Genomic DNA, 22,083 nt, shown 5'->3' with positions numbered 1-22,083 from the left:
CGTTTGCATCAATACAGTCTGCTCCTTGCCGATGCGCAAACTGCCTTCGTCAAAAGGTCGAGCGACGCTATCGGAAGGCCGGCGACGATCCAGCTCAACTCGACATCGATCCGTATTTGCGGATCAAGTTCGACCAGCCGCCCAGCAGCAAGATGAGATTCTGCCAATTGAAGCGGTTGCATACCCCAGGCCAAACCGGCGATTGTCAGATCGATGAACGCATGGGTCGATGCAACCGAGTATGTTGGGGCATCAAGTTCGATATCGAATTTCCTTCTGACCCATCTGGCTTGAAGACCATCCTTGCGATCGAAGCGCAGGCAGGGCGCTTTCGTGAGTTGGGTAGCTGTCGTGCCATTCGGAAAGAAACGAGAGACGAATTCGGGGCTGGCGCAGGCCGCATACTGCAGTGAACCGAGCGGAACGGTTCGACATCCCTGCACAGTCCCGGCTTCTGCTGTCACGGCGGCCATCACTTCACCGGAGCGAAGTCGCTCGGCGGTGTGCGCCTCGTCATCGAGGGTCAGGTCGAGCGGAATGCCGGAGCCATGTCCGAATATCCTTGCTGCCTCAGGAAACCATGTGGCGAGGCTATCGGCGTTGACTGCCACCTTGAGAGGAACCCGTGACGGTTCCGGTCCTGCACGCGACGTCAGATCGGGTGCGAGATCGGTTTCAAGCAGGCGCACACGGTCGAAGTGGGCGCAGAGCTTTCGGCCAAGCTCGGTAGGCTGGCAGGGCTGTCCTCTGATGATCAAGATCGCTCCCAGCCGTTCTTCGTATCCGCGAACGCGTTGCGAAACGGCGGACGGCGTAATGCCGAGTAAGACCGCAGCACGTTCAAACGTGCCTTCGCGGATGACAGCGGCCACAGCAGCAAGGGCAGGATAATCCAGCATTGATGAAGCATAGCTTCACCTGGCGTAGAAAAACAAGTTTTACTTAGCCTTCGCTTTGCGGCATTCGCCGTTCATGACCGTCTCTGTAACCTCGTTCATTTCCGGCTTTGCCCTTTCCGCCGCCCTGATCATGGCGATCGGCGCGCAAAATCTCTTCGTCCTGCGCCAAGGGCTGAAAGGAGAGCATGTCGGAGCAATTATTCTGTTCTTTGGGCTATCCGATGCTCTGTTGATCACAGCAGGTATCAGTGGCGTCGGCGCATTCCTAGCTGCCGTGCCAGAGCTGGCAACAATCCTGACGATTGGGGGCGCCGTATTTCTCGCGTGGTACGGCATCACTGCGCTGCGCCGAATGACTTCGGTAACCGCTGTGTCGATAGCGGCCACTGAGGCACATTCACTTGGTCGAATCATGGTCACCGGTGCGGCGTTCACCTTTCTCAACCCCCACGTCTATCTCGATACGGTCCTCCTGATGGGAACGGCGGCCTCGGCGCAGCCGGAAGCATTGCGTCCGGTGTTCGCGCTCGGGGCAGTGACGGCAAGTTTCGTATGGTTCGCTACACTCGGCTACGGCGCTCGACTGCTTCAACCGGTCTTCACTCGCCCATCCGCCTGGCGAATTCTGGATGCCGTTGTCGGCATCGTCATGCTAGGCCTTTCGGCGTCGCTTCTGATGAGCGCATTCAACCAACCGGGCTAACCACCGCTATGACCCTTAACGACTTGCTGCTGGTCTACACCGCCTACGTCATCGCCGTTGCGAGTCCTGGACCAAGCAACATGGCGATCATGAACGCAGCAATGCGCCACGGCCGCCGCTCCGGTCTCGCCTTGGCCGCCGGTGTCATCACCATGTCGGTCATCTGGGGAACGATTGCCGCTACGGGTGTTTCGGCTCTTCTCACCACCTACGCGCATGCCGTGACGGTGCTGAAGGTGGCGGGGGCGCTCTATCTGTTGTGGCTCGCCTGGAACGCGGCACGATCGGCCGCCACCCCCGACATGGAACTGGGCCAATCGGTGGCGGCCGCGCCGAACGCCTTGATATTCTACCGGCGCGGCGTCCTCATGCATGTCGGCAACCCGAAGGCTGTGCTCGCCTGGCTAGCGATCATGTCGCTCGGCGTCAGCCAGAACGCTACCCCTGCCGCTGTCGCCGTCGCGCTGATTGGCTGTAATATCCTCGGCATCATCGTCTTTTCGGGCTATGCCCTGTTGTTCTCAACCGCTCCGATGGTGAAGGCCTATGCCAAGGCAAGACGTTGGTTCGAAGGCGTCCTTGCCGTGTTCTTCGCCGGCGCCGGCCTCCGGCTGCTCTTCTCACGATAAATCGCCAAAGGGGCTGCAATGCTCGGTTCGTCACACTTTCATGGGCTTTCCGCCTTTCCGATCACGCCGGCCGATCAAGACGGTCGCGTCGATACTGATATCCTGGCGCGATTGCTGGAACGGCTGTGTGAAGCACAAGTGGGCTCGATCGGTCTGCTCGGTTCGACGGGCATCTACGCGTATCTGTCGCGCGAGGAGCGGCGGCGCGCGATCGACGCAGCCGTTGAGTGTGTTAAAGGTCGAGTGCCGCTTGTCGTTGGCGTCGGAGCGCTCCGCACGGACGAGGCGCAACATCTCGCACGCGATGCTGAAGCAGCGGGCGCCGACGCTCTGCTAATGGCCCCCGTCTCTTACACTCCGCTCACACAGGATGAGGTGTATGAACACTTCCGGGCCGTCACGGAGGCGTCGGCTTTGCCGCTTTGCATTTACAACAATCCCGGCACGACGCATTTCAGCTTCAGCCTCGACCTCCTGGCCCGGCTCTCTACCCTGCCAAGGATCAAGGCGGTCAAGATGCCCTTGCCGTCCGATGGAGACCTTACGTCGGAGCTCGCAACTCTGCGCCAACGAACAAGTCTCTCGATCGGCTACAGCGGGGATTGGGGGATGGCAGACGCCATGCTGGCGGGCGCGGACGCCTTTTATAGTGTCCTGGGCGGAACGCTACCAGGACCTGTCCTGGCGATGGTAAGGGCCGCGCAGGCCGGCGATGCCGACAATGTGCGGAAGATCGACGCGTCGCTCCAACCACTTTGGGACACTTTCAAGACCTTTGGTAGTTTGCGGGTCATGTACGTGATTGTCGAGATGACCGGGCTTGGCCGACTGTCTCCACCTCGGCCGATTCGTCGGCTTGAGGACAAAGCCCGAGAAAGGGTGGTGGCGGCGGTAGAACCCTTGCTGGTGACTGGCTGACGCCGGCACTTCAACTCGGAAAGTTCGGCCCATCGCGGCTGTTCGGTCAAACCTGCAATGGATTGGCTGCGAAGCGTCAGCTTTCTGTGATTTGCTCCTGAAAGCAGACAGTCAGCACTCGGCCCCCCGGCTGCCGGTCTCAACGTTTCTCTATTGGCCAATAAAGGCCACGGAGAAGTCAAATGGGATACTATCGATATGATGCTGCAGCCCAAGGGCGGGCTGCATGGAATGCCGGAAAGACGGTTGGAACCAAGCGCCCTCTGACACAGAAGCAGATCTGGGCAATCCGCTTCTTCCTGGATCGGGAAGGGCGAATTCGGGACCGCGCTCTGTTCGATCTAGCACTCGACAGCAAGCTGCGCGGTTGCGATCTCGTCAAGATCAAGACTGGCGACCTGGTCACAGGGCCGGAAATTCGAACACGGGCAATGGTCGTTCAGCAGAAGACCGGACGGCCAGTCCAGTTCGAGCTGACCAGCGACGTGCGTGCCAGCCTTCTCTCATGGCTTGAGAAGCGCGGGGGCAGTGTCAATGACTATGCCTTCCCGAGCCGGGTTGATCACGACAACCACATGAGCACACGGCAGTATGCCCGTCTGGTCGATGAGTGGGTCACAGCCATTGGCCTTCGATCATCGGACTATGGCACGCATTCGCTGCGAAGAACGAAGGCGGCGATGATCTACAAGGCAACGGGCAATTTACGAGCCATACAGATTCTGCTCGGCCACACCAAGATCGAGAATACCGTTCGCTATCTCGGTGTGGATATAGAGGATGCTTTGCTTCTCGCTGAACGGACGGAAATATGAGCCTTGGAGCGGTCATTCGCTCAACACGGATGACCGCTTCGTGCCACTGGCTCTTGGTTCACAGAAGTCGAACCGGGGGTGGGGAGCGGACAGTCAGTTTCTATCTCAGAATATTAGGAAGCGGACGTTGCAACGTGGGGCAATCTGGGGGCATCACATCGCGAGAAATTCCTGGCTGCGAGTTGTGAAATACACGGCCGGATTGTCGCGATCATTTTTACATCACGCGTCTCGCGCCGTTGCAGTTCTACTTGCCGCCGCTATCGCTGCGACAGGTCTGTGCTTTTGGAGCGTGCAACGCATATATGCCGATGATGATCGCAGAGGAAATGGTGCAGGTCGTGGAGGACGAGGAAGTCACCAAGATTATGAGCGCAGATCGCGCTTCTGCCGCATTGCTTCTCGATCCTTCAAAATTGCCTTCTCAAACCAAGCCGGGACGACCTCCATGTTGCAGCCAAAGACGTTCTCCGGGACCGCGCGCCAGAACGCTGGCATAGCGTCTGCGAATGCCTGGAACTGCTGATCGTCTACTCTGAGGTCGGTATGCTCGCGACGGGATACGTCGAACGGACGACCTCTATCGCTGGCAAACGGATCTGGAAGATACTGCGGATGCTGTTGCTTCAGGGCATTCAGCGCGCCCCCATCGCCATGCTTATAGACATTGACGACTAGGCGGCATGCGTCGAGCGACTTGAAATACTGGGTGGTGCGAATTGGCCATCCGAAACTCTCAAGCAGATCAGTTATGGAAGCGAAATCTGCTCCCCAGACCTTGTCTCGAACATGGTCGCCGTGGTGCCAATGCTGGATTTCACTCACAAGCCAATCACGAAGCTGCTTGTCCCACTGATGGTACATGCCAGCGACGACGCTGAGCCGCGTTTGCTCACGCATGTCGCTGAGCATCTGATAATGCTGGATGCTTACGTTGTTAGCGGCTTCGTAAAAGCTTCCCGCGTCGTCGTCGGGACCAAACCACTTGCCACTCTCGGCCAACCATTCTTCTGCGGCTTTGTCAGCGTCGGCCTCGATATTCTCAAAGCGAGACAAAAGGCGAGAGCGTGCTTCGCGAACATAGAATTCGTGCTGCTCGATCAATAGGGAGCGGTGAGGTCCCCACATCTGGAATAAAACATAGTCGCTCATAGCGGAGATTGCTCGGTAAAACTACCATCGACGTCCAACACCTCGCCACGGCTGCCGACCAAAGCGATCTCGATGCCCGCTTAGGCGCAGCGCGGAGCCATCCGCCTTGCAAGGCGCAAGGTGCTTTCGGTGTAGGGCACAACTGCTACCTGCCGGCCGGGGTTTTCGGAGGCCATCAGGAGGCCCACGGTCTCGCATAGGCCCTTGTAGAGCCGCGAGACCTGGCCTGAATGACGGGTATTGATGATGCCGCCCTTGCACTCGGCAGAGATGATGTGATTGCCTATCTCCGCGACGACATCGCCTTTGCCGGATGAAGGGTGGATCGTGATGCGCCACCCGTCAGGATGCCAGTACTCACCGCCGTAGGTCGTGGTGCCAGTTGAAGTTGTCTTCACGAAGCCGCGGCGGGCGAGCCAAGCCACGAAGTCGAAGCGCTTGCCGTGCTCGCCGTCGGGATGGATCCGGACGTGGTTGGCGTCGGTTGTTCGGAGCAGGTGCATGGCGTAGGCTATCATCACCGCGCCTTCGTGAAGTTTGTGCTCGATGCCGTCCGCGACTTTCCCGGCGCGCTTCTCGGGGGCTGCCACCTCCTCGATGAGATCATCGAAATCCATCAGAGCTTGCCCAGTGCGTGAGCTTCGAAACGGGCCGCGAACTGCTCAGCGAAGTTGCGGAAGGTTCTCACCTTCGCCAGGGTCAGAGAGTAGTTTCTACCGTCGACCCTCAACTGGGCTCCGCCGTGCGCGATGCTGTTCCGGACATGATTCAGGTTGTTGAGCTTGGCCCGTACGCTGGTCGTCGGCGTCTTCTGCCAGCTCAAGCCCTCGAAGACATCTACGACGCCAATCTTCAAGAACAGCAGCTTGGCGTTGTCTGCACTAGGATTCCCCCAGCCCTTCATTTGCTTCCAATAAGAATCCCACACGGCCTCCGGCACCAGTGTTGGCAGTGCCTGTTTGGCGCAGAGCTGGAAGACCTCTTGCATGTACGCCTGGAGCAGAGCGCTCAACATGACCACGCAGCTTCGATTGATCGATGCGCCTTCTCTCGATCCGTCCTCGACCTTCCTCGGTGCACCTTGCCCACCGCCGTGCTGCACCTGTCGAACGCTTATCAGCTCATCGACATACGTAAGATTCAGTTCGACCATTCATCCCCCCATTCGTGGACCGTATAGAGGCAGCGGAGGATGATGCGGTCAATCCGTTCGTAGCAGCCATTGTCCACAGAAGTATCGATTCTGCCTTCCTGTGATTTTACGAAGTCGTACCAATGTCGTCCCAGCCCCGAAAGCCCCCCGGTTTGCCGAGGGTTTGGTGGTGCGGGCAACAGGGTTCGAACCGGTACCCCTGTTCACAAATCTGGTGCTTCAGACCGAGAACGAATGCTCGCCCATGGAATAGGATAAAAATCTCAATCCGTAACGCTAAAGGTGGTTAGTCCGCCGTCGACGGAATTTCGCTAAAAGTCGCCAGTCCCTTTTCGCCCCCGATTAGGCTTTAGTCGAGCGCGCTGGCAACGACCGCTTTCGGAAATCGTCCGTGCTTTCGGAAGGACCGAGATGGGGTCGACAGCCGAACTTCCGCTATCCGCGTTTCCCGCCCAGAAGCTGACGGTCCGGAAGCGGCCCCATAGCTGACGTGGGGAATTAATTGCTGGTTGCACTAGGTGGTCGAAAAGGTTGCTTCGATTTGCACGGCTGAGAGACACACATTTGAGCGCTGGCCAACCCGCTGCCGAGCGGTGGGTCGCGCGACCGCCAACGCATGCAGGCTTATCATGTGCTCCTGTCGCTTTAGTCCGTTGCGCCAATCCATCTTGTCGTTGCAAGCCTAGCTCTGCATCGGCCAGCACCCGCCAAACCCGTAGATTGAAGCTGGTTTGGCGGGTGGTACCCATTATTGAAGGTAGCCAGAGTCGTTTGCCTTGCCGACCTCCTCCTTGAATTGGGTTAGAAGACCGACGGCGTCCTCGCCCAGTTCGTTCTGGATATGCTCCTCGAAGGGCGGCTGCGTGACCTCGCGCATCTGGTCGCGCTGTTCCGGAGTAAGCGCGGTGATTTCCATGGAATCGCCGAGACCCGCCACGCCGCGATCGGACGCTTCGATGATGCGCGACAGCCCCCGCGATGCGGTTACGCAGGATTGCGCCGCGTAGCCGAGGATTTCCTGCTGGCGCTCGTCTAGCCCGTCCCAGAAGGCTTTGGAGAGCAAGAAAATATAGGGCGAGAACAGGTGATTGGTCAGCGTCATATAGCCTTGGACCTCGCCGAAGTCCGAGAAAGAGATGATCGGCACCGGATTCATCTGCCCGTCGATCACGCCAGTCTGGAGGGCCGAGTAGACCTCGCCCCATGCCAGCGGATAGGCCTGAGCGCCGAGTGCGTTGATGATCACCTGGTGCGACGGCACGGTCATGGTGCGAAGCCGGATACCATCGAAATCGGAAAGGTCCTCGATCGGTCCCTTGGAGTTGGTCACGGCGAAGAAGCCGCCCGTGTCGGGATAGCCGAGCACGACGACGTCGCCCATCTCGCTCTCGATGTCCTTCTTGAGGGCCTGGCCGAACGCTCCGTCGAAGACCTCGTAAGTCGCCGCGTTGTCGGTGAAGGCGAAAGGCAGGTTCAGCACGTCGATCTTCGGATAGTATGAGGCAAGCGCCCCGGTCGAGGCGATCGTGGCCTGGATCACGCCGTCACGTACCATCTGCACCTGCTCGGAATTCGAGCCGAGCTGGTCGTTCGGGTACATCTCGATCTCGATCCCGCCATTCGTGTCGCTCTGCACAATGTTGGCGAAGACCTGCGCACAGGCATGACCCGGATTGTCGAACGGGTCGGGGGTGTTGTCGTGCGCCAGCTTGAGGACCTGCTCCTGCGCGGTGGCCGCCGTGGTCATGGCGAGCGCGCCGACAAGGGCGCATGCGATTTTCCTTCTCATGTCTTGTTCCACTCCTTCATTCTCGTTGTTTCAGGCAATCGCCTTTTAGAGGTCCGCGTCAGGCGAAACCGAGCCAGCGCGGGATCAACATCGCCAGGTCCTCCCAGAAGGCGAACAGGATGAGGACGGCAACTTCGGCGATGAGGAACGGCCACAGCTTGAGCGCTATGCGCTCCAGCTTTTCCCCCGTGACGGAGGACAGCACGAAGAGGCAGGCGCCGACGGGCGGCGTCATCAGCGAGATGTTCAGCGCGATGATGAAGATGAGCCCGGCATGGATGGGATCGAACCCGATCTGCGCGCCGAGGGGAGCAAGAACAGGTGCGAGGATGATGAGGATCGCCGTCACGTCCATGATCATGCCGATGGCAAGCAGCAGGCCGATGATCAGGAGAATGAGGACCCGCCGGTTCTCCGAAATGGAGAGCAGCATCTCGGCTATCGCCTGCGGCACGCGATTGAAACTCATCCACCAGCCCAGCGTGCTGGCGAAGCCGATGATCACGAAGATGACGCCGCTGATGATCGCCGTGCGCAGCAGCATGTGGCAGAGCGCGGGAAGGGAGATGTTGCGATAGACGAAGAAACCGAGCGCCAGCGCATAAGCCACGGCGACGGAGGCGGCTTCGGTGGGAGTGACCACCCCGCCGAGAATGCCGCCGAGGATGATGACGGGCATCAAGAGCGCGGCGATTGACTTCAGGAAGGACCGCGCCACCTCCATGATGGTGGCCCGCTTCTCGGCCTTGGGGAGATTGTTGCGGGATGCGCCGAGCGCGATCACCGCCATGCAGACGATGCAGATGAAAAGGCCGGGAAGGATGCCGGCAGCGAAGAGGCCACCGATCGAAACCCCCATGATCGAGCCGTAGACCACCATGATGCCGGAGGGCGGGATCGTCGGTCCGATGATCGAGCCGGCGGCGGTCACGGCGCAGGCATAGTCGCGCCGGTAGCCCTGTCGGACCATTTCCGGCACCAGCGTCTTGCCGAAGGCGGCGGCATCGGCGGTCGCGGCTCCCGTCAGGCCGGCGAACATCACAGACGCGACCATGTTCGCGTGCGCCAGGCCGCCGCGAAAGTGGCCGACCAGCACGTGCGCGAAACGCATGAGCTGCTGGGTGATGCCGACATGGTTCATGAGCTCGCCGGCGAGGATGAAGAACGGCATCGCCAGGAAGGGGAAGATGTCCAGGCTGTTGAACATCCGGCTCGGTCCCATGGCGAGGAACTGTCCGCCACCCATCTGCACCACGCCGACCAGCCCGGCGATGCCTATTGAGAAGCCGATCGGGGTTCCGATCAGCAAGAGGACGACGAAGGCGAGGCCGACGAGCATGATCAGAGCTCCGCGTTTTCTTCGAGGTGATAGCCGCCGAGGTCGCGGATCATGACGAGGGCCATCTGCAGCGCCGCAAGGCCGGCGGCCGCTGGAATGGCCGAATAGGCAGGCGCCAGCGTCATGCCGAAGATCATCGCCATGCGGGTCTGGCCCGACTGCGCGAAGCCGATGCCGTACCAGAAGAGGTAGAGGAACAGCAGCAGCGTGATAAAGTCGGAGAGCATCAGCACCGCGCGGCGCGCGGGGACGGGCAGGCGGTCGGTGAGCATCGTCAGGCCGATATGCTCGCGCCGGACGATGCCGGTCGAGATGGCGAGCAGCACGGTCCAGATCATCAGGTAGCGCGCAAGCGGCTCGGGCCAGTTGAACTGCCAGTGAAAGTAGTAGCGGTCGACCACGCCGATCCACACGTCGATGACCAGCGCGGCCATGAGAACGATCAGAATGATCTCGACCAGCCGGTTCACTCGATCACTAATGGTCGCCGCCGTTCGTCTCATGGAAGGTTCCTCGCTGTTGCCGATCAGTCGACCCTGCCGCGGGCGGCCACCCGCACGCGTTCGACATGACCGTTGCTGCCGACGAAATGGACTTCGTCGAACAGGTTCGTCACCACGCAGGCGTGGTTCGGGACGATTTCGATGCGGTCTCCGATCGCCGGACGCCTTTCGCAGGCGGAGACGTCCACCACCCCGTGCTCCTCGCTGAGTGATGCGATGCGCGCTTCCGGGTAGGCCGGGATGAAGCCGAAGCCTTCGAGGCCGAGCGTGTCGCTCGACAGCGTCTTGGAGCCGGCATCGAGCACGACGCGATCCGGCGTCGGCGCGGAAACCACGGTCGCCAGGACGTGCAGGGCGCATTCGTCGAACGTGCAGGCGTCGCGCGCCACCTGCGACCGGTCCATGTAGATATAGGTGCCGGGCCGGTATTCGGTGACGACCTCCGCCTCGTGGGCGCGCCACATGTCCGGCGTTCCGCCGCTTGTGACCACCGGCACGTCCAGCCCGGCGGTCTTCAATTTCCGGCACGCCTCGTCCAGCCACCTGGCGGCCTCGTCCGGTTTTCCTGCGGCGGGGAAGGTCATTAGTCCACCGAAATGCAGGCCCTCCGCTGCATCGATGCGTTGCGCAAGGGCCAGTGCCTCGTCGGCTGTCGGGACTCCGCAGCGCCCCATGCCGGTGTCGCATTCCACGAAGACGGTAAGCGGCGCCTCGGCGCGGAACGTCCCGGCATACCCGTCGATAGTCGCCGCGCTGTCGGCAGTCACGGCCAGCGTGACGCGCTCGGCCAGTGCCTTGAGGCGCCTGAGTTTGGCCGGGCCGACGATGTTGAAAGTCAGGAGAATGTCGGAAAGTCCGGCATCGGCCATGATTTCCGCCTCGCCGAGCTTCTGGCAGGTGATGCCGCATGCGCCGAGCTCGACCTGCCTTGCGGCGAGGTGGGGCAGCTTGTGGGTCTTGATGTGCGGGCGGAGCTTCAGGCCGTGGCTGTCTGCATAGGCCTGCGCCTTTTGCAGATTGCGTTCGACGCGCTCGCGGTCGAGCAGCACTGCCGGGGTTTCGATATCGTCCAGGGTCAAGATCGTCGCTCCTTCTAGTCGCCCACCGGCCGGCCGGGATCGCTCATGTTGAGGCCGGAGAGGCTGATGCGGATGCGGCGAAGACCTTCCAGCACGCTCGGGCCGATCAGCTCGGCCGTCGTCATGGCGATCAGGTCGATGATGAAGAGCAGCGAGTAGCGGCCGGCCGTGGGCTTGTAGAGCTGGGTGTCGGGCGCGATGATGAAGGGAAGGCAGACCTCCGCCTCCTTCGCCAGATCGGAGTCGGGGTTGGTGATGGCGACGGTGCGTGCGCCGTACTGGCGCGCAACGCGCACAGACTCGATGATCGAGGTCGCCTGTCCCGAGGCGGAAATGGCGAATACGAGGGATTTCTTGTCGCAGACCGCCGCCTGCATGCGCTGCATCTGCCCATCGGTCTGGGCGACGACCGAGAGGCCGAGACGGAAGAGGCGATTCTGCATCTCCACGGCACCGAGGGATGAGACGCCGCCGGATCCGAAGACGCATATCTGGCCGGCCTCGACCGCCATTTCGGCGACGGCGTTGACGGTGTCCATGTCGGTGATGTCGCGAACGCGCTGGATGGCAGACGCCGCACCCTCCGCAACGGCATCGACGACGCGAGCATCGCGTTCGTCGCGTACCAGCGGCTCGGGGAAGAGGTAGAGCCCGCCGATCGCCAGGACTTGGGCGAGTTTGAACTTGAAGTCGCGCACGCCCTCGCAGCCAAGCGAGCGGCAAAAGCGTGTCACCGTCGGTTCGCTGACGCCGGCGCGCAGCGCAAGATCGGCGATCGGCGCGCGCGAGGCGTACTCGATATCGGACAGGATGATCTCGGCAAGGCGGCGTTCGGCCTTGCTGCCGTCGGCCGCCCAAATGCGAAGTCGATTGACGATGTCCGTTGTGGTCAAGCGATGCTCCCGAAGCCGTTTCTGCGGCGCCTTTCCGGCTGCTCTCGATGAAAGCTTGACAGGCAAAATGTAAAAAAGCAACATTAAATCTGATGATTTTGAACCGATATTGCGGCTTATGCGGCGAATATGTAAGAAAATTAATTGCATGGTTGGGCGTACTGGGCGGCTAGGCTCTCACAAGAGAAAGGCATTCGAGAATGAACAAGCAGACTTTCGGAAAGGCGCATGTCCCGCTGTCGCCAGCGGTGCGGGCGGGAGACTTCGTCTACATATCCGGTCAGGTGCCGGCGGGTGCGAACGGCAGCATCGTGGTCGGCGGAATCGAGGAGCAGACGAAGCAGGTGATGGAAAACGTGAAGGCGGCGCTCGCTCTTGCCGGCGCCGAACTCGCCGATGTCGTCAAAACGACCGTCTGGCTGGAGGACGCGCGCGACTTCGGGGCGTTCAACAACGTCTATGGGAGTTATTTCGAGAGCGATCCGCCGGCGCGGACGACCGTGGAATCGCGCCTGATGGTCGACATCAAGATCGAGGTCGAGGCCGTCGCGTACAAGCCCTTATAAGCCACGGAGTCGGCGTTCGAAACAAAGGCCAGGAACACCAGATGACATTTGATCTCGTCCTCACCGGCGGCCGCGTCGTCGATCCCTCGCAATCGATCGACGCTGTTACCGACGTCGGGTTTGCCGACGGCAACGTCGTGGCCGTCGAGGACGGTCTGGCGCAGCTTACCAACAATGTCCGGGACGTGACCGGCAAGATCGTCACACCCGGCATCATCGACCTGCACACACACGTCTATTGGGGCGGGACGTCGCTAGGGATCGATGCCGAGGAATTCGCGCGCACCAGCGCGGTGACCACCAGCATCGACACGGGCAGCGCGGGACCCGGTAATTTCGCCGGCTTCCGTAAGCACGTCATCGAACCGTCGGAAACGCGTATCCTCGTCTATCTGCACGTGTCGTTTGCCGGCATCTACGGGTTCGACCCGGTCGTCATGGTCGGGGAGAGCCACGATTTCCGGCTCATGGCCCCGAACCACGCGCGCCGGGTCATCGAGGAAAACCGCGACGTGATCGTCGGCATCAAGGTCAGGATCGGCCGGCACGCCAGCGGCCCGCAGGGCATCGCGCCGCTCGACGTCGCACTCGGCCTTTCCGACGAGACCGGATTGCCGGTCATGTGCCACATCGACGAGCCGCCGCCCTCCTACGAGGCGGTCGTCGCCAAGTTGCGCAAGGGCGACGTGCTGACCCATTGCTTCCGGCCGTTCCCAAATTCACCCGTCAGGGGCGACGGGACGATCAAGGACGAGGTGCTGGCGGCGCGCGAGCGCGGCGTCTATTTCGACATCGGCCACGGCATGGGATCGTTCTCCTACCGTACCGCGCGGGCCATGCTCGCCGGAGGCTTCCCGCCGGACACAATCTCGTCCGACGTCCACGCCTTCTGCCTGGAAGGCCCGGCCTACGATCAGCTTACCACGATGAGCAAGTTCCTCGGCCTCGGCATGCCGCTCGACGAGGTGATAGCGCGCTCGACGGTGAAGGCCGCGGAAGCGATCGACCGACCGGAACTCGGGACCTTCCGCAAGGGCGCGGTCGGGGATGCGTCCATCCTCTCGCTCGTCGCGGGCGAGCACAGGCTGGAGGATGTGGAAGGTGAGGTGTTGACGGTGAAGGAGCGGCTGATGGCCGAAGGCGTCGTGGTCGGCGGAGAATGGTGGTACCCGAAATGATCTGGGATAGGCTCGCCACCACCGAATTCGCCGGGCTCGACCGGCGCATGCCGGTCATATTGCCGATCGCCGCCGTCGAGCAGCACGGCGCGCACCTGCCGCTTTCGGTAGACTGCGACATCGGCAGCCATTTCTTGGCTGAAGCCGAGACGCGTTTCGGCGAGGACATGCTGATCCTGCCGCAGATCCGTGTCGCGTGCTCGCAGCACCACATGGATTTTGCCGGAACGCTTACCGTTCAATCCGAGACCTTCCTCGCCTATGCGGCGGACCTTCTGGAATCGGTGATCGCGCATGGATTCGACCGGATATTGATTTTCAACAGCCACGGCGGCAATCGGGCGATCGGCCATGTGCTTGCCGACAAGATCGGTGTACGGCACCGTCACTGCCACGTTGTGATGTCAACATGGTGGACGCTTGCCGGAAAGGCGCTCGAACCGTTGCAGGAGAGTGCGCACGGGGGTGTGGCTCATGCGTGCGAATTCGAAACGTCGGTCATGATGCTGGCGCACCCCGACAAGGTTCGGCAAGACCAGATCACCACCATGTCGCATGTCGCAACCCATGAATGGGCGCAGGAGGATATGCTGCACGCTGCCCGCGCGTTGCTTTTCCGTACGATGCATGAAAAGTCTGGTGGTACGGGTACGGTGGGCGATCCGTCGAAAGCAAGCGCGGAAAAAGGCGCGCGGATCACCGAAACGGTCATCGATGCATTGCGAATGGTCGTTCGCGACCTCAAGGCGGCGCGGCCGCGCAGACTTGTCGGAGAAGCTCCGTGAGCAGTTCGCCGAACCGCGAAACGCTCCGCTGTACCGCCTGCGGCGCAAAAACGCCTATCGAAGACGTGCCGTCGACCTGCCCGGCATGTCGCGGCATTCTCGATCTCGAACTCGCAGCGCCATCTGGTCGTGCGACCGGAGGTGAAGCGACGGGTATATGGCGCTGGGCGGAACATCTACCAAGTTGCGATCCAGAAAACCGCATCACACTTGGCGAAGGAGCTTCGCCGCTTCTGGCGACAGCGCGATTGGCGGATAAGACGGGCCTTCGGGATCTTTGGATCAAGAACGACTCGATCATGCCGACGGGCTCGTTCAAGGACCGGGCAATCGCACTCGCGACATCCTTGGCGCGACAGTACGAGAAACCTGGTCTCGTGCTTTCCTCCAGCGGCAATGCGGGCGCGTCGAGCGCGGCCTATGCTGCACGCGCAGGCCTGCCGCTCGTCGTTTTTGTGCCGGCGACGGCGCCAGAGGCGAAATTGCGCCAGATCGCGGCGACGGGCGCACAGCTCGTGACAATCGACGGAAATACTGCGCATTGCTGCCGCCTGGCCGACCAGCTATCGCGGGAGAAGGGCTGGGTGAATCTGACGACCACATATCACAACCCGTACGGTGTCGATGCCTATGCGACCATCACATACGAGATCGCCGCACTGGAGCCGGATGTCATCCTCCTGCCTATATCCAGCGGGCCCCTGCTAGCCGGCATAATGAAGGGGTACCTCCGTCTGATGGCTGCCGGGATTGTCACAAGTATCCCGCGCCCGATAGCGGTTCAGGCGGAGGCCTGTGCGCCCATCGCCCGTGCATTCGCTTACGGTGGTCCAGTAGAGACTTGGGCACACCGCGCGACAATCGCGTCGGCGCTTAACGACACGCTAGAGGGCTATGAGCGGGACGGAGATTATACACTCGATTGGATACGCCGCCATGATGGAACGGCGATGGCCGTCGATGACGATGCGATCCGCGCCGGCGCAGAACTGCTCGCCACGACCGAAGGCATTCTTGTCGAGCCTAGCGCAGCCGTTCCCATCGCAGCTATTGACAGATTGTTAGAGATTGGACTGATCGAGAAGGACGAGCGGATACTCGCTGTGACGACCGGCCATGGGCTAAAGGACATGTCTTGGGTTAGCGTACGCACCGCCCCTAACGACTATCCAGCGAACGCCGATCTGAATGCTATTTGATGGGCAAAAGGTATCGCGTTGCACCTATCACGGCTCATACGTCCAGCGGCAGTTGGTCCAATGGGAGGGCGAAAGCCGGACCATTCTTTTTCGTACTCTATCCGGTCCTGTCGCGAGAAGGCTGCGGGTCGACTTCAGTGCTTGCGGAATACGAGCGACAGATTGTTCGTGGGCATCTCATGGAGTTCCGGTTGCCCAAACCCGTGCAACGCAGCGCAACGGGTGACATCCTCGACATGGCGTAAACCCCATTCCGGATTGCGCGACCGCAACTCGCGGTCGAACGCCACGTTGCTCGGCGATGTGTGCACACCGCTTCGCAGATATGGACCATAGAGGGAAAGGATGCCGCCTTGGCCAAGGACGGCTTGCGCACCGCGAACGAGTCCCTCCGTGGCAGACCATGGGGCGATGTGAATCATGTTCAGACAAACGACCGCCGCCGCAGGTCCAGCCTGCCAGGGCAATTCGGTCACGTCGAGGCGCACCGGGGGTAGAATGTTTTCGCGCGCTTCAGCCGCGATCCACTGCTTGATCCATTCGAGGCAGAGCTCGTCGCTTTCGCTGGGCTGCCACGTGAGGTGCGGCATCATGCGTGCAAAATGCACGACATGTTGACCTGTCCCGCTGCTGATTTCGAGCACCAGGCCACGATTGGGCAGGACGCGCTTCAGAACATCGGCGATGGGTCCCTTGTTGCGTTCGGCCGACGGGCTGACAGGGCGCTTGTCCGGAGAGACGTCCAGTTCCTCGTTTCGCAATCGACTTCCTCCCTCTGCGGATGTCCGAAGAATGTCTGTATCAAAAAACTCCGTCCCTCCATGAGGAAAATGGTCTCGGGCGATCAGGACGATGGTCGCGTTCTGGATCGTGATCGTCCGGAGGGAGTGGGCTTCACCCGTATGCTCATTGTCCCGCCCTAAAGATGAATGATTTCAAACTCGTTCGTCGGTCCGCAAGGATTTCGATCACGACATGATAGCGGCGTTATCGGCAGCGAGGAAAGCGGCATATGGATTCGCAGGGCGGGTTGGGACGAAAACACCTCTGACGCAGAGGCAGAGGAGGACCGTCCGACGGTCCGCCTGTGGCCTTCTTGATGCCACGATCCCCTGAGCATCGCTCTAGCTCAGGTTTCCTAGCTGACCTCGGATCGGCGGTGGCGGGGAAACGTTTGTGTCGTTGGAGTTTCATATGAACTTTGCATTTTTGTCGTCGGCGTCTCTTACGGCCGTCGTCGCCCTGTTTGTTGCCATCCCCGCCCATGCAGACGACCAATTTCAAGCCGTCGTGGACGCAGCCGTCGAGCCCGTGATGGCCGAGCACGGCATTCCCGGCATGTCGGTCGCCGTTCTGGTTGCCGGCCAGCGACACGTGTTTCATTACGGTGTCGCCTCGCGCGAAACCCAAGTCGCCGTGAACGATCGCACTATCTTCGAGATTGGCTCGCTGTCGAAACCTTTTACAGCAACGCTCGGAGCAGTCCTTCAGGCCGAAGGAGCCGTGGATCTCTCCGCCTCGGCTCAGAATCTCATGAAGGAACTCCAGGGCAATCCAATCGGAGGCGCGAGCCTTCTGGAACTTGCTACCTACAATGCTGGCGGCTTGCCGCTGCAGTTTCCCGGGGGTGTCGATGAGAGCAACTTCGCGGATTGGTATCGCGGATTTGAACCCAGCACGACGATCGGCGAGAGCCGGCTCTACTCCAACCCATCCATCGGCTTGTTCGGTCACCTGGTGGCGAAGGCCGCTGGGCGCCCTTTCGGCGAGCTTCTGCGCGCGAAGGTCCTGGCACCCCTCGAGCTCACCGACACTTTCCTGACCGTGCCCGACGAGGGCGCTCAGGATTACGCGCAAGGCTACACGCGGGATAACAAACCTGTAAGGGTCAAGCCCGGCCTCTTCGACAAAGAAGCCTACGGCATCAAGACCACGGCGGCGGACTTCCTTCGGTTCGTGGAAGCGTCGATGTTCAAGTCGGCTGGAACGGGTTCGCTGGCCGAAGGGCTCCGGACTGCGCGCTCCGGCGTTTACCGCATGAACGCGATGCATCAGGGTCTTGGATGGGAGCTATATCCCGCACCCGCACGCCTTTCCGACCTTCTTCAAGGTGCAGATCCTGCGTTCGTGCTGGAGCCAAACAGCGTCGAGACCGTCGACGGTCTGGTTAGCGACCGAAGCCTCGTTGGAACGGTGAGCAAGACTGGATCGACGGGCGGCTTTGGTGCCTACGCCCTTTACTCGCCCGAACGCGGGACGGCCATCGTGATGCTCGCGAACCGCTTTTGGTCGAACCCGCTGCGGATCAAGACCGCGTACGCCATCTTGTCTGAGCTTGATCCGGGGTTTGCGGCGCACTGACAGCCGGTCCAATTGACGAGCAGGCGGCTCGGTCACCGAGGGATCGACGCTGTCATCGCATTGCTAGAGGGTCGCGCGGCTTCAGTGATTTTGCGCGGGCAAGATGGATCGTTGTAGTATGGCGCGGAGTTAGTCTGAACGTCCTCGGGCGACGACAGCCGCACGGCAGCTCTCTATTCAAGCAAACCGGAACTGGCATGTCCGCCATCCCATCCGCCGTTGCCAGCGTCTTGAGATCCTCTCGGGTCGGCAGCGACAAGCCTTCGTAGAGCCCACTCTGCGCCGCGTATCGGTAGCTGCCGGGGCCACGGTTAGTGGCCTGAAGCAGACATGGCAAGCCGAACCAATATCTCCATCGGAACGGGCGATCTTGTGAAGTGCGGACTACTCAGTGCTCAAGCGGAGAAACATTACCAAGCGCAAGGAACGACGGTTCGCCGAAGCAGTTACCTCCGCGCCATCCCTCAAGCCGCCGTATATCGGAGACATTGCTGAATGCGTGTTTTTTCCAACCCAATCGGGCAGGGGTCTCTCTGGTTCGATAACCTCGCCGTGTCCGACGGCACACCGGTTGCCTACGATCCGCAGGCAAGGGCATTCATTCCAATGCCGCCCTTCTGTGCCAACCGGGAGGTGATCGGGTGCAACTGGATCGCCCCCGAGGAGGGTGCCTTCTGCCGGTCATGCGCGATGACCAAGCTCGCGCCCGATCCTGAAATCCTCGACGCGATGCCGAACTGGGCGCTGACCGAAGCCGCCAAGCGGTGGGTGCTCGACAATCTCGGCCAGTGGAACTGGTTCCGGCCAGAGGATCCGGGCGTGCCGCCGGTCTTTCACATGCTTGCCGAAGGCAGGGCGCCGGTGCTTATGGGACATGCCGAAGGTGTGGTGACGATCAGCGTCGCGGAAGCCGATCGCGTGCTGAGCACAACACGCCAGGAGGCGCTGAATGAGCCATACCGCACGATGATTGGCCACATGCGCCACGAAATCGCGCATATGCTTTGGTGGCGACTCGGCCTGCGCGAGGATTTCCTTGAGGCCTTCCGGTCGGTGTTCGGCGATGAGCGGGCCGACTACACCGCCGCTCTCCAGCGCCACTACAGCGACGGCCCGCCCTCGGATTGGAGAGAACGCTTCCTGACGACCTATGCCTCCGCGCATCCGCACGAGGACTGGGCCGAGACGGCCGCCCATCTGCTGCACCTGACCGATATCGCCGACAGTTTCGTCGCAGCAGGGTTCACGTCACCGGAACTGCCGGGCCCGGCCTGGGAACCCTATTCGGAACCTGATGCCGAGCGCCTTCTCCATGTTGCCGCATCGCTCACCGTGGGCGTCAACAACATCAACCGGTCCATGGGGCTGTCGGATATCTACCCGTTCGTTCTGTCAAAGGACGCGCTGCGCAAGCTCGCCTTCGTGCACGATTGGCTGCGCCGCGGCGCGCAGGGCCGATGATAATCAACCCCGATACGGGGGCAGGTGGCGATGCGCCAGCTTCAATGTTCACTTTCGCTGGAGCGGATTCCTGACTAGCGAAACAGCACCACCGGAACCTTGCAGGATCGCATCATCACGGCGGTGGTCGAACCGATGATCATGGCTCGGATTCGCGAGTGCCCATAGGCGCCCATGACGAGAAGGTCGATGGCGTCGCGTTCCGCGATATCGGAAATAACCTTTTCCGGCTGGCCGGCAGCGATTTCGATGGTTGCCTCATGGCCTCCAGTGCGAAGCGTTGCCTGCGCGTCTTCAAGTCGGCGCTGCAGATCGGGCGTGTCGTTTCCCACTGTCAAAAGGCGGATGTCGAGACCTGCTAACAGCGGCGCGCGCGCGATGTGATCCACCGCTTTCGTCGCGCTCGGTCCGCCATCATAAGCAATCAGCACCTTGGTGACGGGACGGAACGCACGTGCCGCCACGAAGACGGGTTTGGTTGCCGAGCGAGCGATGCGCTCCAGATTGGAGCCGAGATGCAGTTTGGCGAAGTCCGCGGCCTCGCCGCGTTTGCCGATCACGATCCCCCACGAACCCGCCTCGACTTCGGCGACCGCCTCGATCAGATCGCTTTGACGCAGACGGGCGGTGACTGTTTCGACGCCAGCGGCCCGCAAGATCGCTTCCGCATCTTCAAGGATCGCACGGCCGCGCCTCTGCGCGAGCTTCGCCTGTTGCTCATCAAGGCTTGAGAGTTCCTGAAGCAGTGCGCTCCGCGCGCCCAGAGCTATGGATCCGGATAAGTCCGAGCTTGCCGTCTGGCGGCGTCCCAGCACATGGAGAAGCTCGACCGGGGCGCCAGTGCGCCTGGCAATCCAGGCTGCGTTCTCGCACACGCTCGTGGAATAGACCGAGCCATCGACCAAGGCGATCAGTTTCTCTGTCATGTTTTGCTCCTCCTCAATGCGCCATCAGCTTGTCGAGCGCGCCGGGCTTGTCGTGCACCGCAAGGCGGTCAACGATCGTCTCGCTGGCTTCATTCATGCCGACGATTTCAACCTCGGCGCCGTCGCGGCGGAACTTCAGCACGGCCATATCAAGAGCTGCCACGCTGGAGATGTCCCAGATATGAGCCCGCGAGACGTCTATGGTGACCTTTTCCAGCACCTCCTTGAAGTCGAAGGCAGCCATGAAGTCTTCTGCAGAGGCGAAAAAGAGCTGGCCTTCGACCACATAGGTCCGATGGCGTCCGTCAGCGCTCAAGCCAGACGAAACGCGGAAGAGCTGCGCGATCTTCCACGCAAAGAAGATGCCCGAAAGCAGCACGCCGATCAGCACGCCATAGGCGAGGTTGTGCGTGACGACGACCGTGACGACCGTGGCCAGCATGACGAGCGAGGAGGAGCGCGGGTGATCCTTCAGGTTGACGATTGACGACCATGAGAATGTGCCGATCGACACCATGATCATGATCGCGACGAGCGCCGGCATCGGTATCTGACTGACAAGATCGCCCAGAACGAGGATCATGAACAGGAGAAAGACGCCGGCGGCGAAGGTCGAAAGACGGCCGCGACCGCTGGATTTCACATTGATGATCGACTGACCGATCATGGCGCAGCCGGCCATGCCGCCGATGAAGCCTGTGGCCGCGTTGGCGATTCCTTGTCCGATGCATTCCTGATGGCGGTCTGATGCGGTGTCGGTAAGGTCATCGACGATCTGCGCCGTCATCAGCGATTCCAGCAGCCCCACGACGGCGACGGCGGCCGAATAGGGCAGGATGATCAGCAGCGTCTCGAATGTCAGGGGGATGTCCGGGATCAAGAAGACCGGAAGCGTTGCGGGCAACTCCCCCATGTCGCCGACGGTGCGCACATCGAAACCGAAGACGACTGCAACTGCGGTCAGGGCGATGATGCAGACCAGCGGGGATGGAACAGCCTTGGTCACATAGGGAAAGGGATAGATGATCGCCAAGCCGGCGGCGACCATCAGATAGGTCAGGTACGGCACGCCGACGAGTTCGGGTATCTGCGCCATGAAGATCAGGATGGCCAGCGCGTTGACGAAGCCCGTCATCACCGAGCGCGAAACGAAACGCATCACCGAGCCGAGCTTCATCAGGCCAGCCACGATTTGCAGAAGGCCCGCCAGCACAGTGGCTGCCAGCAGATATTCGAGCCCGTGATCGCGGACCAGCGTGACCATCAAAACCGCCGTCGCGGCTGTCGCAGCCGAGATCATGCCTGGCCACCGACAAAGGCAATGAGCACGGCGATGGAAAACGAAGCGTAGAGCCCGACCTTCGGGTCGACACCGGCTATGAGAGAGAAGGCGATGGCTTCGGGAATGAGCGCGAGGGCAACAACAAGCCCGGCGAGCAGGTCGCCGCGCACATTGCCAAACCATTGCGCGCGATAGGCGGACAAGGAGGTCATGAAATTCCAGATGATGAAAGAACCAAACCAGCGGCCGTTCTCAAGGAAAGGTCGCACCGGATGACGGTATTGATCTAGTTGTCCGGCGGATCGGCGGCCGGAAGAGCCACCCGGAATTGCACCGGGTCCTGATGGATGGCGCTTCTTAGCCCGTGACCAGGACGATGCGCAACACTTGATGCAGTCGCCATGAAGCGAAATGGTTGCTGCTGGGTTGTGGCTATCTCGGTGGTAAAGACGA

At 61.0% G+C, this 22,083-nt stretch carries 21 protein-coding genes, 1 pseudogene and 1 other annotated feature; of the genes and pseudogenes, 10 read left to right on the top strand and 12 right to left on the bottom strand.

Going from position 1 to position 22,083, the window contains the following annotated elements; genetic code table 11:
* Positions 1-8 precede the first annotated feature (8 nt).
* Entirely contained in the window at positions 9-899 is an 891-nt protein-coding gene (locus tag CN673_RS15500; protein ID WP_099867297.1) for a LysR family transcriptional regulator ArgP, read from the bottom strand.
* A gap of 55 nt (positions 900-954) precedes the next feature.
* Between CN673_RS15500 and CN673_RS15495 the strand changes: the two genes are divergently transcribed.
* The 4 genes from CN673_RS15495 to CN673_RS15480 all read left to right on the top strand — a co-directional run bounded on the left by CN673_RS15495 (position 955) and on the right by CN673_RS15480 (position 3,964).
* Positions 955-1,602 carry a LysE/ArgO family amino acid transporter gene (locus tag CN673_RS15495; protein ID WP_306456963.1) on the top strand — a complete coding sequence of 216 codons (648 nt, stop codon included), beginning with the start codon at positions 955-957 and terminating at the stop codon, positions 1,600-1,602.
* Positions 1,603-1,610: 8 nt separating this feature from the next.
* Positions 1,611-2,231, top strand: coding sequence for a LysE family translocator (locus tag CN673_RS15490; RefSeq protein WP_099867295.1), 621 nt, complete (start codon positions 1,611-1,613; stop codon positions 2,229-2,231).
* A gap of 18 nt (positions 2,232-2,249) precedes the next feature.
* The gene (locus CN673_RS15485; RefSeq protein WP_099867294.1) at positions 2,250-3,149 is read left to right on the top strand and encodes a dihydrodipicolinate synthase family protein; all 900 of its coding nucleotides are present in this window, start codon (positions 2,250-2,252) and stop codon (positions 3,147-3,149) included.
* A gap of 182 nt (positions 3,150-3,331) precedes the next feature.
* Complete coding sequence (locus CN673_RS15480) at positions 3,332-3,964, top strand: tyrosine-type recombinase/integrase (RefSeq protein WP_099867293.1); 633 nt, start codon at positions 3,332-3,334, stop codon at positions 3,962-3,964.
* A gap of 366 nt (positions 3,965-4,330) precedes the next feature.
* On the opposite strand, the gene CN673_RS15475 is transcribed toward CN673_RS15480, so the two are convergent.
* The 8 genes from CN673_RS15475 to CN673_RS15440 all read right to left on the bottom strand — a co-directional run bounded on the left by CN673_RS15475 (position 4,331) and on the right by CN673_RS15440 (position 11,872).
* The gene (locus CN673_RS15475; protein WP_099867292.1) at positions 4,331-5,116 is read right to left on the bottom strand and encodes a hypothetical protein; all 786 of its coding nucleotides are present in this window, start codon (positions 5,114-5,116) and stop codon (positions 4,331-4,333) included.
* 80 nt (positions 5,117-5,196) lie between these two features.
* A complete protein-coding gene (locus CN673_RS15470; RefSeq protein WP_099867291.1) occupies positions 5,197-5,733 on the bottom strand; it encodes a hypothetical protein in 537 nt (178 codons plus the stop codon).
* Positions 5,733-6,269, bottom strand: a complete 537-nt coding sequence (locus tag CN673_RS15465) for a HEPN domain-containing protein (protein ID WP_099867290.1) — start codon at positions 6,267-6,269, stop codon at positions 5,733-5,735. The genes CN673_RS15470 and CN673_RS15465 overlap by 1 nt, the downstream gene beginning before the upstream one ends.
* Positions 6,270-7,017: 748 nt before the next feature.
* Positions 7,018-8,058: a TRAP transporter substrate-binding protein gene (locus CN673_RS15460; protein ID WP_099867289.1), complete on the bottom strand. Its 1,041-nt coding sequence runs from the start codon at positions 8,056-8,058 to the stop codon at positions 7,018-7,020.
* Between the two features lie 58 nt (positions 8,059-8,116).
* On the bottom strand, positions 8,117-9,397 hold the full coding sequence (locus CN673_RS15455) for a TRAP transporter large permease (protein WP_099867288.1): 1,281 nt from the start codon (positions 9,395-9,397) through the stop codon (positions 8,117-8,119).
* Between the two features lie 2 nt (positions 9,398-9,399).
* Positions 9,400-9,900: a TRAP transporter small permease gene (locus tag CN673_RS15450; protein ID WP_099867287.1), complete on the bottom strand. Its 501-nt coding sequence runs from the start codon at positions 9,898-9,900 to the stop codon at positions 9,400-9,402.
* A 23-nt stretch (positions 9,901-9,923) separates the two neighbouring features.
* Entirely contained in the window at positions 9,924-10,982 is a 1,059-nt protein-coding gene (locus CN673_RS15445) for a D-TA family PLP-dependent enzyme (protein WP_099867462.1), read from the bottom strand.
* Positions 10,983-10,993: 11 nt separating this feature from the next.
* Complete coding sequence (locus CN673_RS15440) at positions 10,994-11,872, bottom strand: MurR/RpiR family transcriptional regulator (protein ID WP_245409942.1); 879 nt, start codon at positions 11,870-11,872, stop codon at positions 10,994-10,996.
* 200 nt (positions 11,873-12,072) lie between these two features.
* Here CN673_RS15440 and CN673_RS15435 point away from each other — a divergent pair, with 200 nt between their 5' ends.
* From CN673_RS15435 to CN673_RS15420, 4 genes are read left to right on the top strand one after another with little or no spacing between them, the layout of a single operon-like run.
* On the top strand, positions 12,073-12,438 hold the full coding sequence (locus tag CN673_RS15435; RefSeq protein WP_099867285.1) for a RidA family protein: 366 nt from the start codon (positions 12,073-12,075) through the stop codon (positions 12,436-12,438).
* Between the two features lie 41 nt (positions 12,439-12,479).
* Complete coding sequence (locus tag CN673_RS15430; protein WP_099867284.1) at positions 12,480-13,616, top strand: amidohydrolase/deacetylase family metallohydrolase; 1,137 nt, start codon at positions 12,480-12,482, stop codon at positions 13,614-13,616.
* Positions 13,613-14,401, top strand: coding sequence for a creatininase family protein (locus CN673_RS15425; protein WP_099867283.1), 789 nt, complete (start codon positions 13,613-13,615; stop codon positions 14,399-14,401). Before CN673_RS15430 ends, CN673_RS15425 begins: the two co-directional genes overlap by 4 nt.
* A complete protein-coding gene (locus tag CN673_RS15420; RefSeq protein ID WP_157928919.1) occupies positions 14,398-15,600 on the top strand; it encodes a threonine synthase in 1,203 nt (400 codons plus the stop codon). The genes CN673_RS15425 and CN673_RS15420 overlap by 4 nt, the downstream gene beginning before the upstream one ends.
* 134 nt (positions 15,601-15,734) lie before the next feature.
* On the opposite strand, the gene CN673_RS15415 is transcribed toward CN673_RS15420, so the two are convergent.
* Positions 15,735-16,361: a DUF938 domain-containing protein gene (locus CN673_RS15415; protein ID WP_245409941.1), complete on the bottom strand. Its 627-nt coding sequence runs from the start codon at positions 16,359-16,361 to the stop codon at positions 15,735-15,737.
* A 433-nt stretch (positions 16,362-16,794) separates the two neighbouring features.
* Between CN673_RS15415 and ampC the strand changes: the two genes are divergently transcribed.
* Both ampC and CN673_RS15405 read left to right on the top strand, forming a co-directional pair.
* Positions 16,795-17,961, top strand: a complete 1,167-nt coding sequence (gene ampC, locus CN673_RS15410; protein WP_099867281.1) for a class C beta-lactamase — start codon at positions 16,795-16,797, stop codon at positions 17,959-17,961.
* Between the two features lie 495 nt (positions 17,962-18,456).
* The gene (locus CN673_RS15405; protein ID WP_099867280.1) at positions 18,457-19,422 is read left to right on the top strand and encodes a zinc-binding metallopeptidase family protein; all 966 of its coding nucleotides are present in this window, start codon (positions 18,457-18,459) and stop codon (positions 19,420-19,422) included.
* A 74-nt stretch (positions 19,423-19,496) separates the two neighbouring features.
* Here CN673_RS15405 and CN673_RS15400 read toward each other — a convergent pair whose 3' ends face one another.
* Positions 19,497-20,348 (bottom strand): universal stress protein, encoded by an 852-nt coding sequence (locus CN673_RS15400; protein ID WP_099867279.1) that lies wholly within the window; start codon positions 20,346-20,348, stop codon positions 19,497-19,499.
* A 13-nt stretch (positions 20,349-20,361) separates the two neighbouring features.
* Positions 20,362-21,842 (bottom strand): annotated as a pseudogene (locus CN673_RS15395) (SulP family inorganic anion transporter).
* Positions 21,843-21,918: 76 nt separating this feature from the next.
* Positions 21,919-21,974: a sequence feature (sul1 is cis-regulatory element that is thought to sense ions involved in sulfur or methionine metabolism; They are found in Alphaproteobacteria), on the bottom strand.
* Between the last annotated feature and the right edge of the window lie 109 nt (positions 21,975-22,083).

This window comes from Neopararhizobium haloflavum (assembly GCF_002750855.1).
Classification (GTDB): domain Bacteria; phylum Pseudomonadota; class Alphaproteobacteria; order Rhizobiales; family Rhizobiaceae; genus Georhizobium; species Georhizobium haloflavum.
The sequence above is the reverse complement of the archived record's forward strand: the minus strand, read 5'-3'. Positions and strand labels throughout refer to the sequence as shown.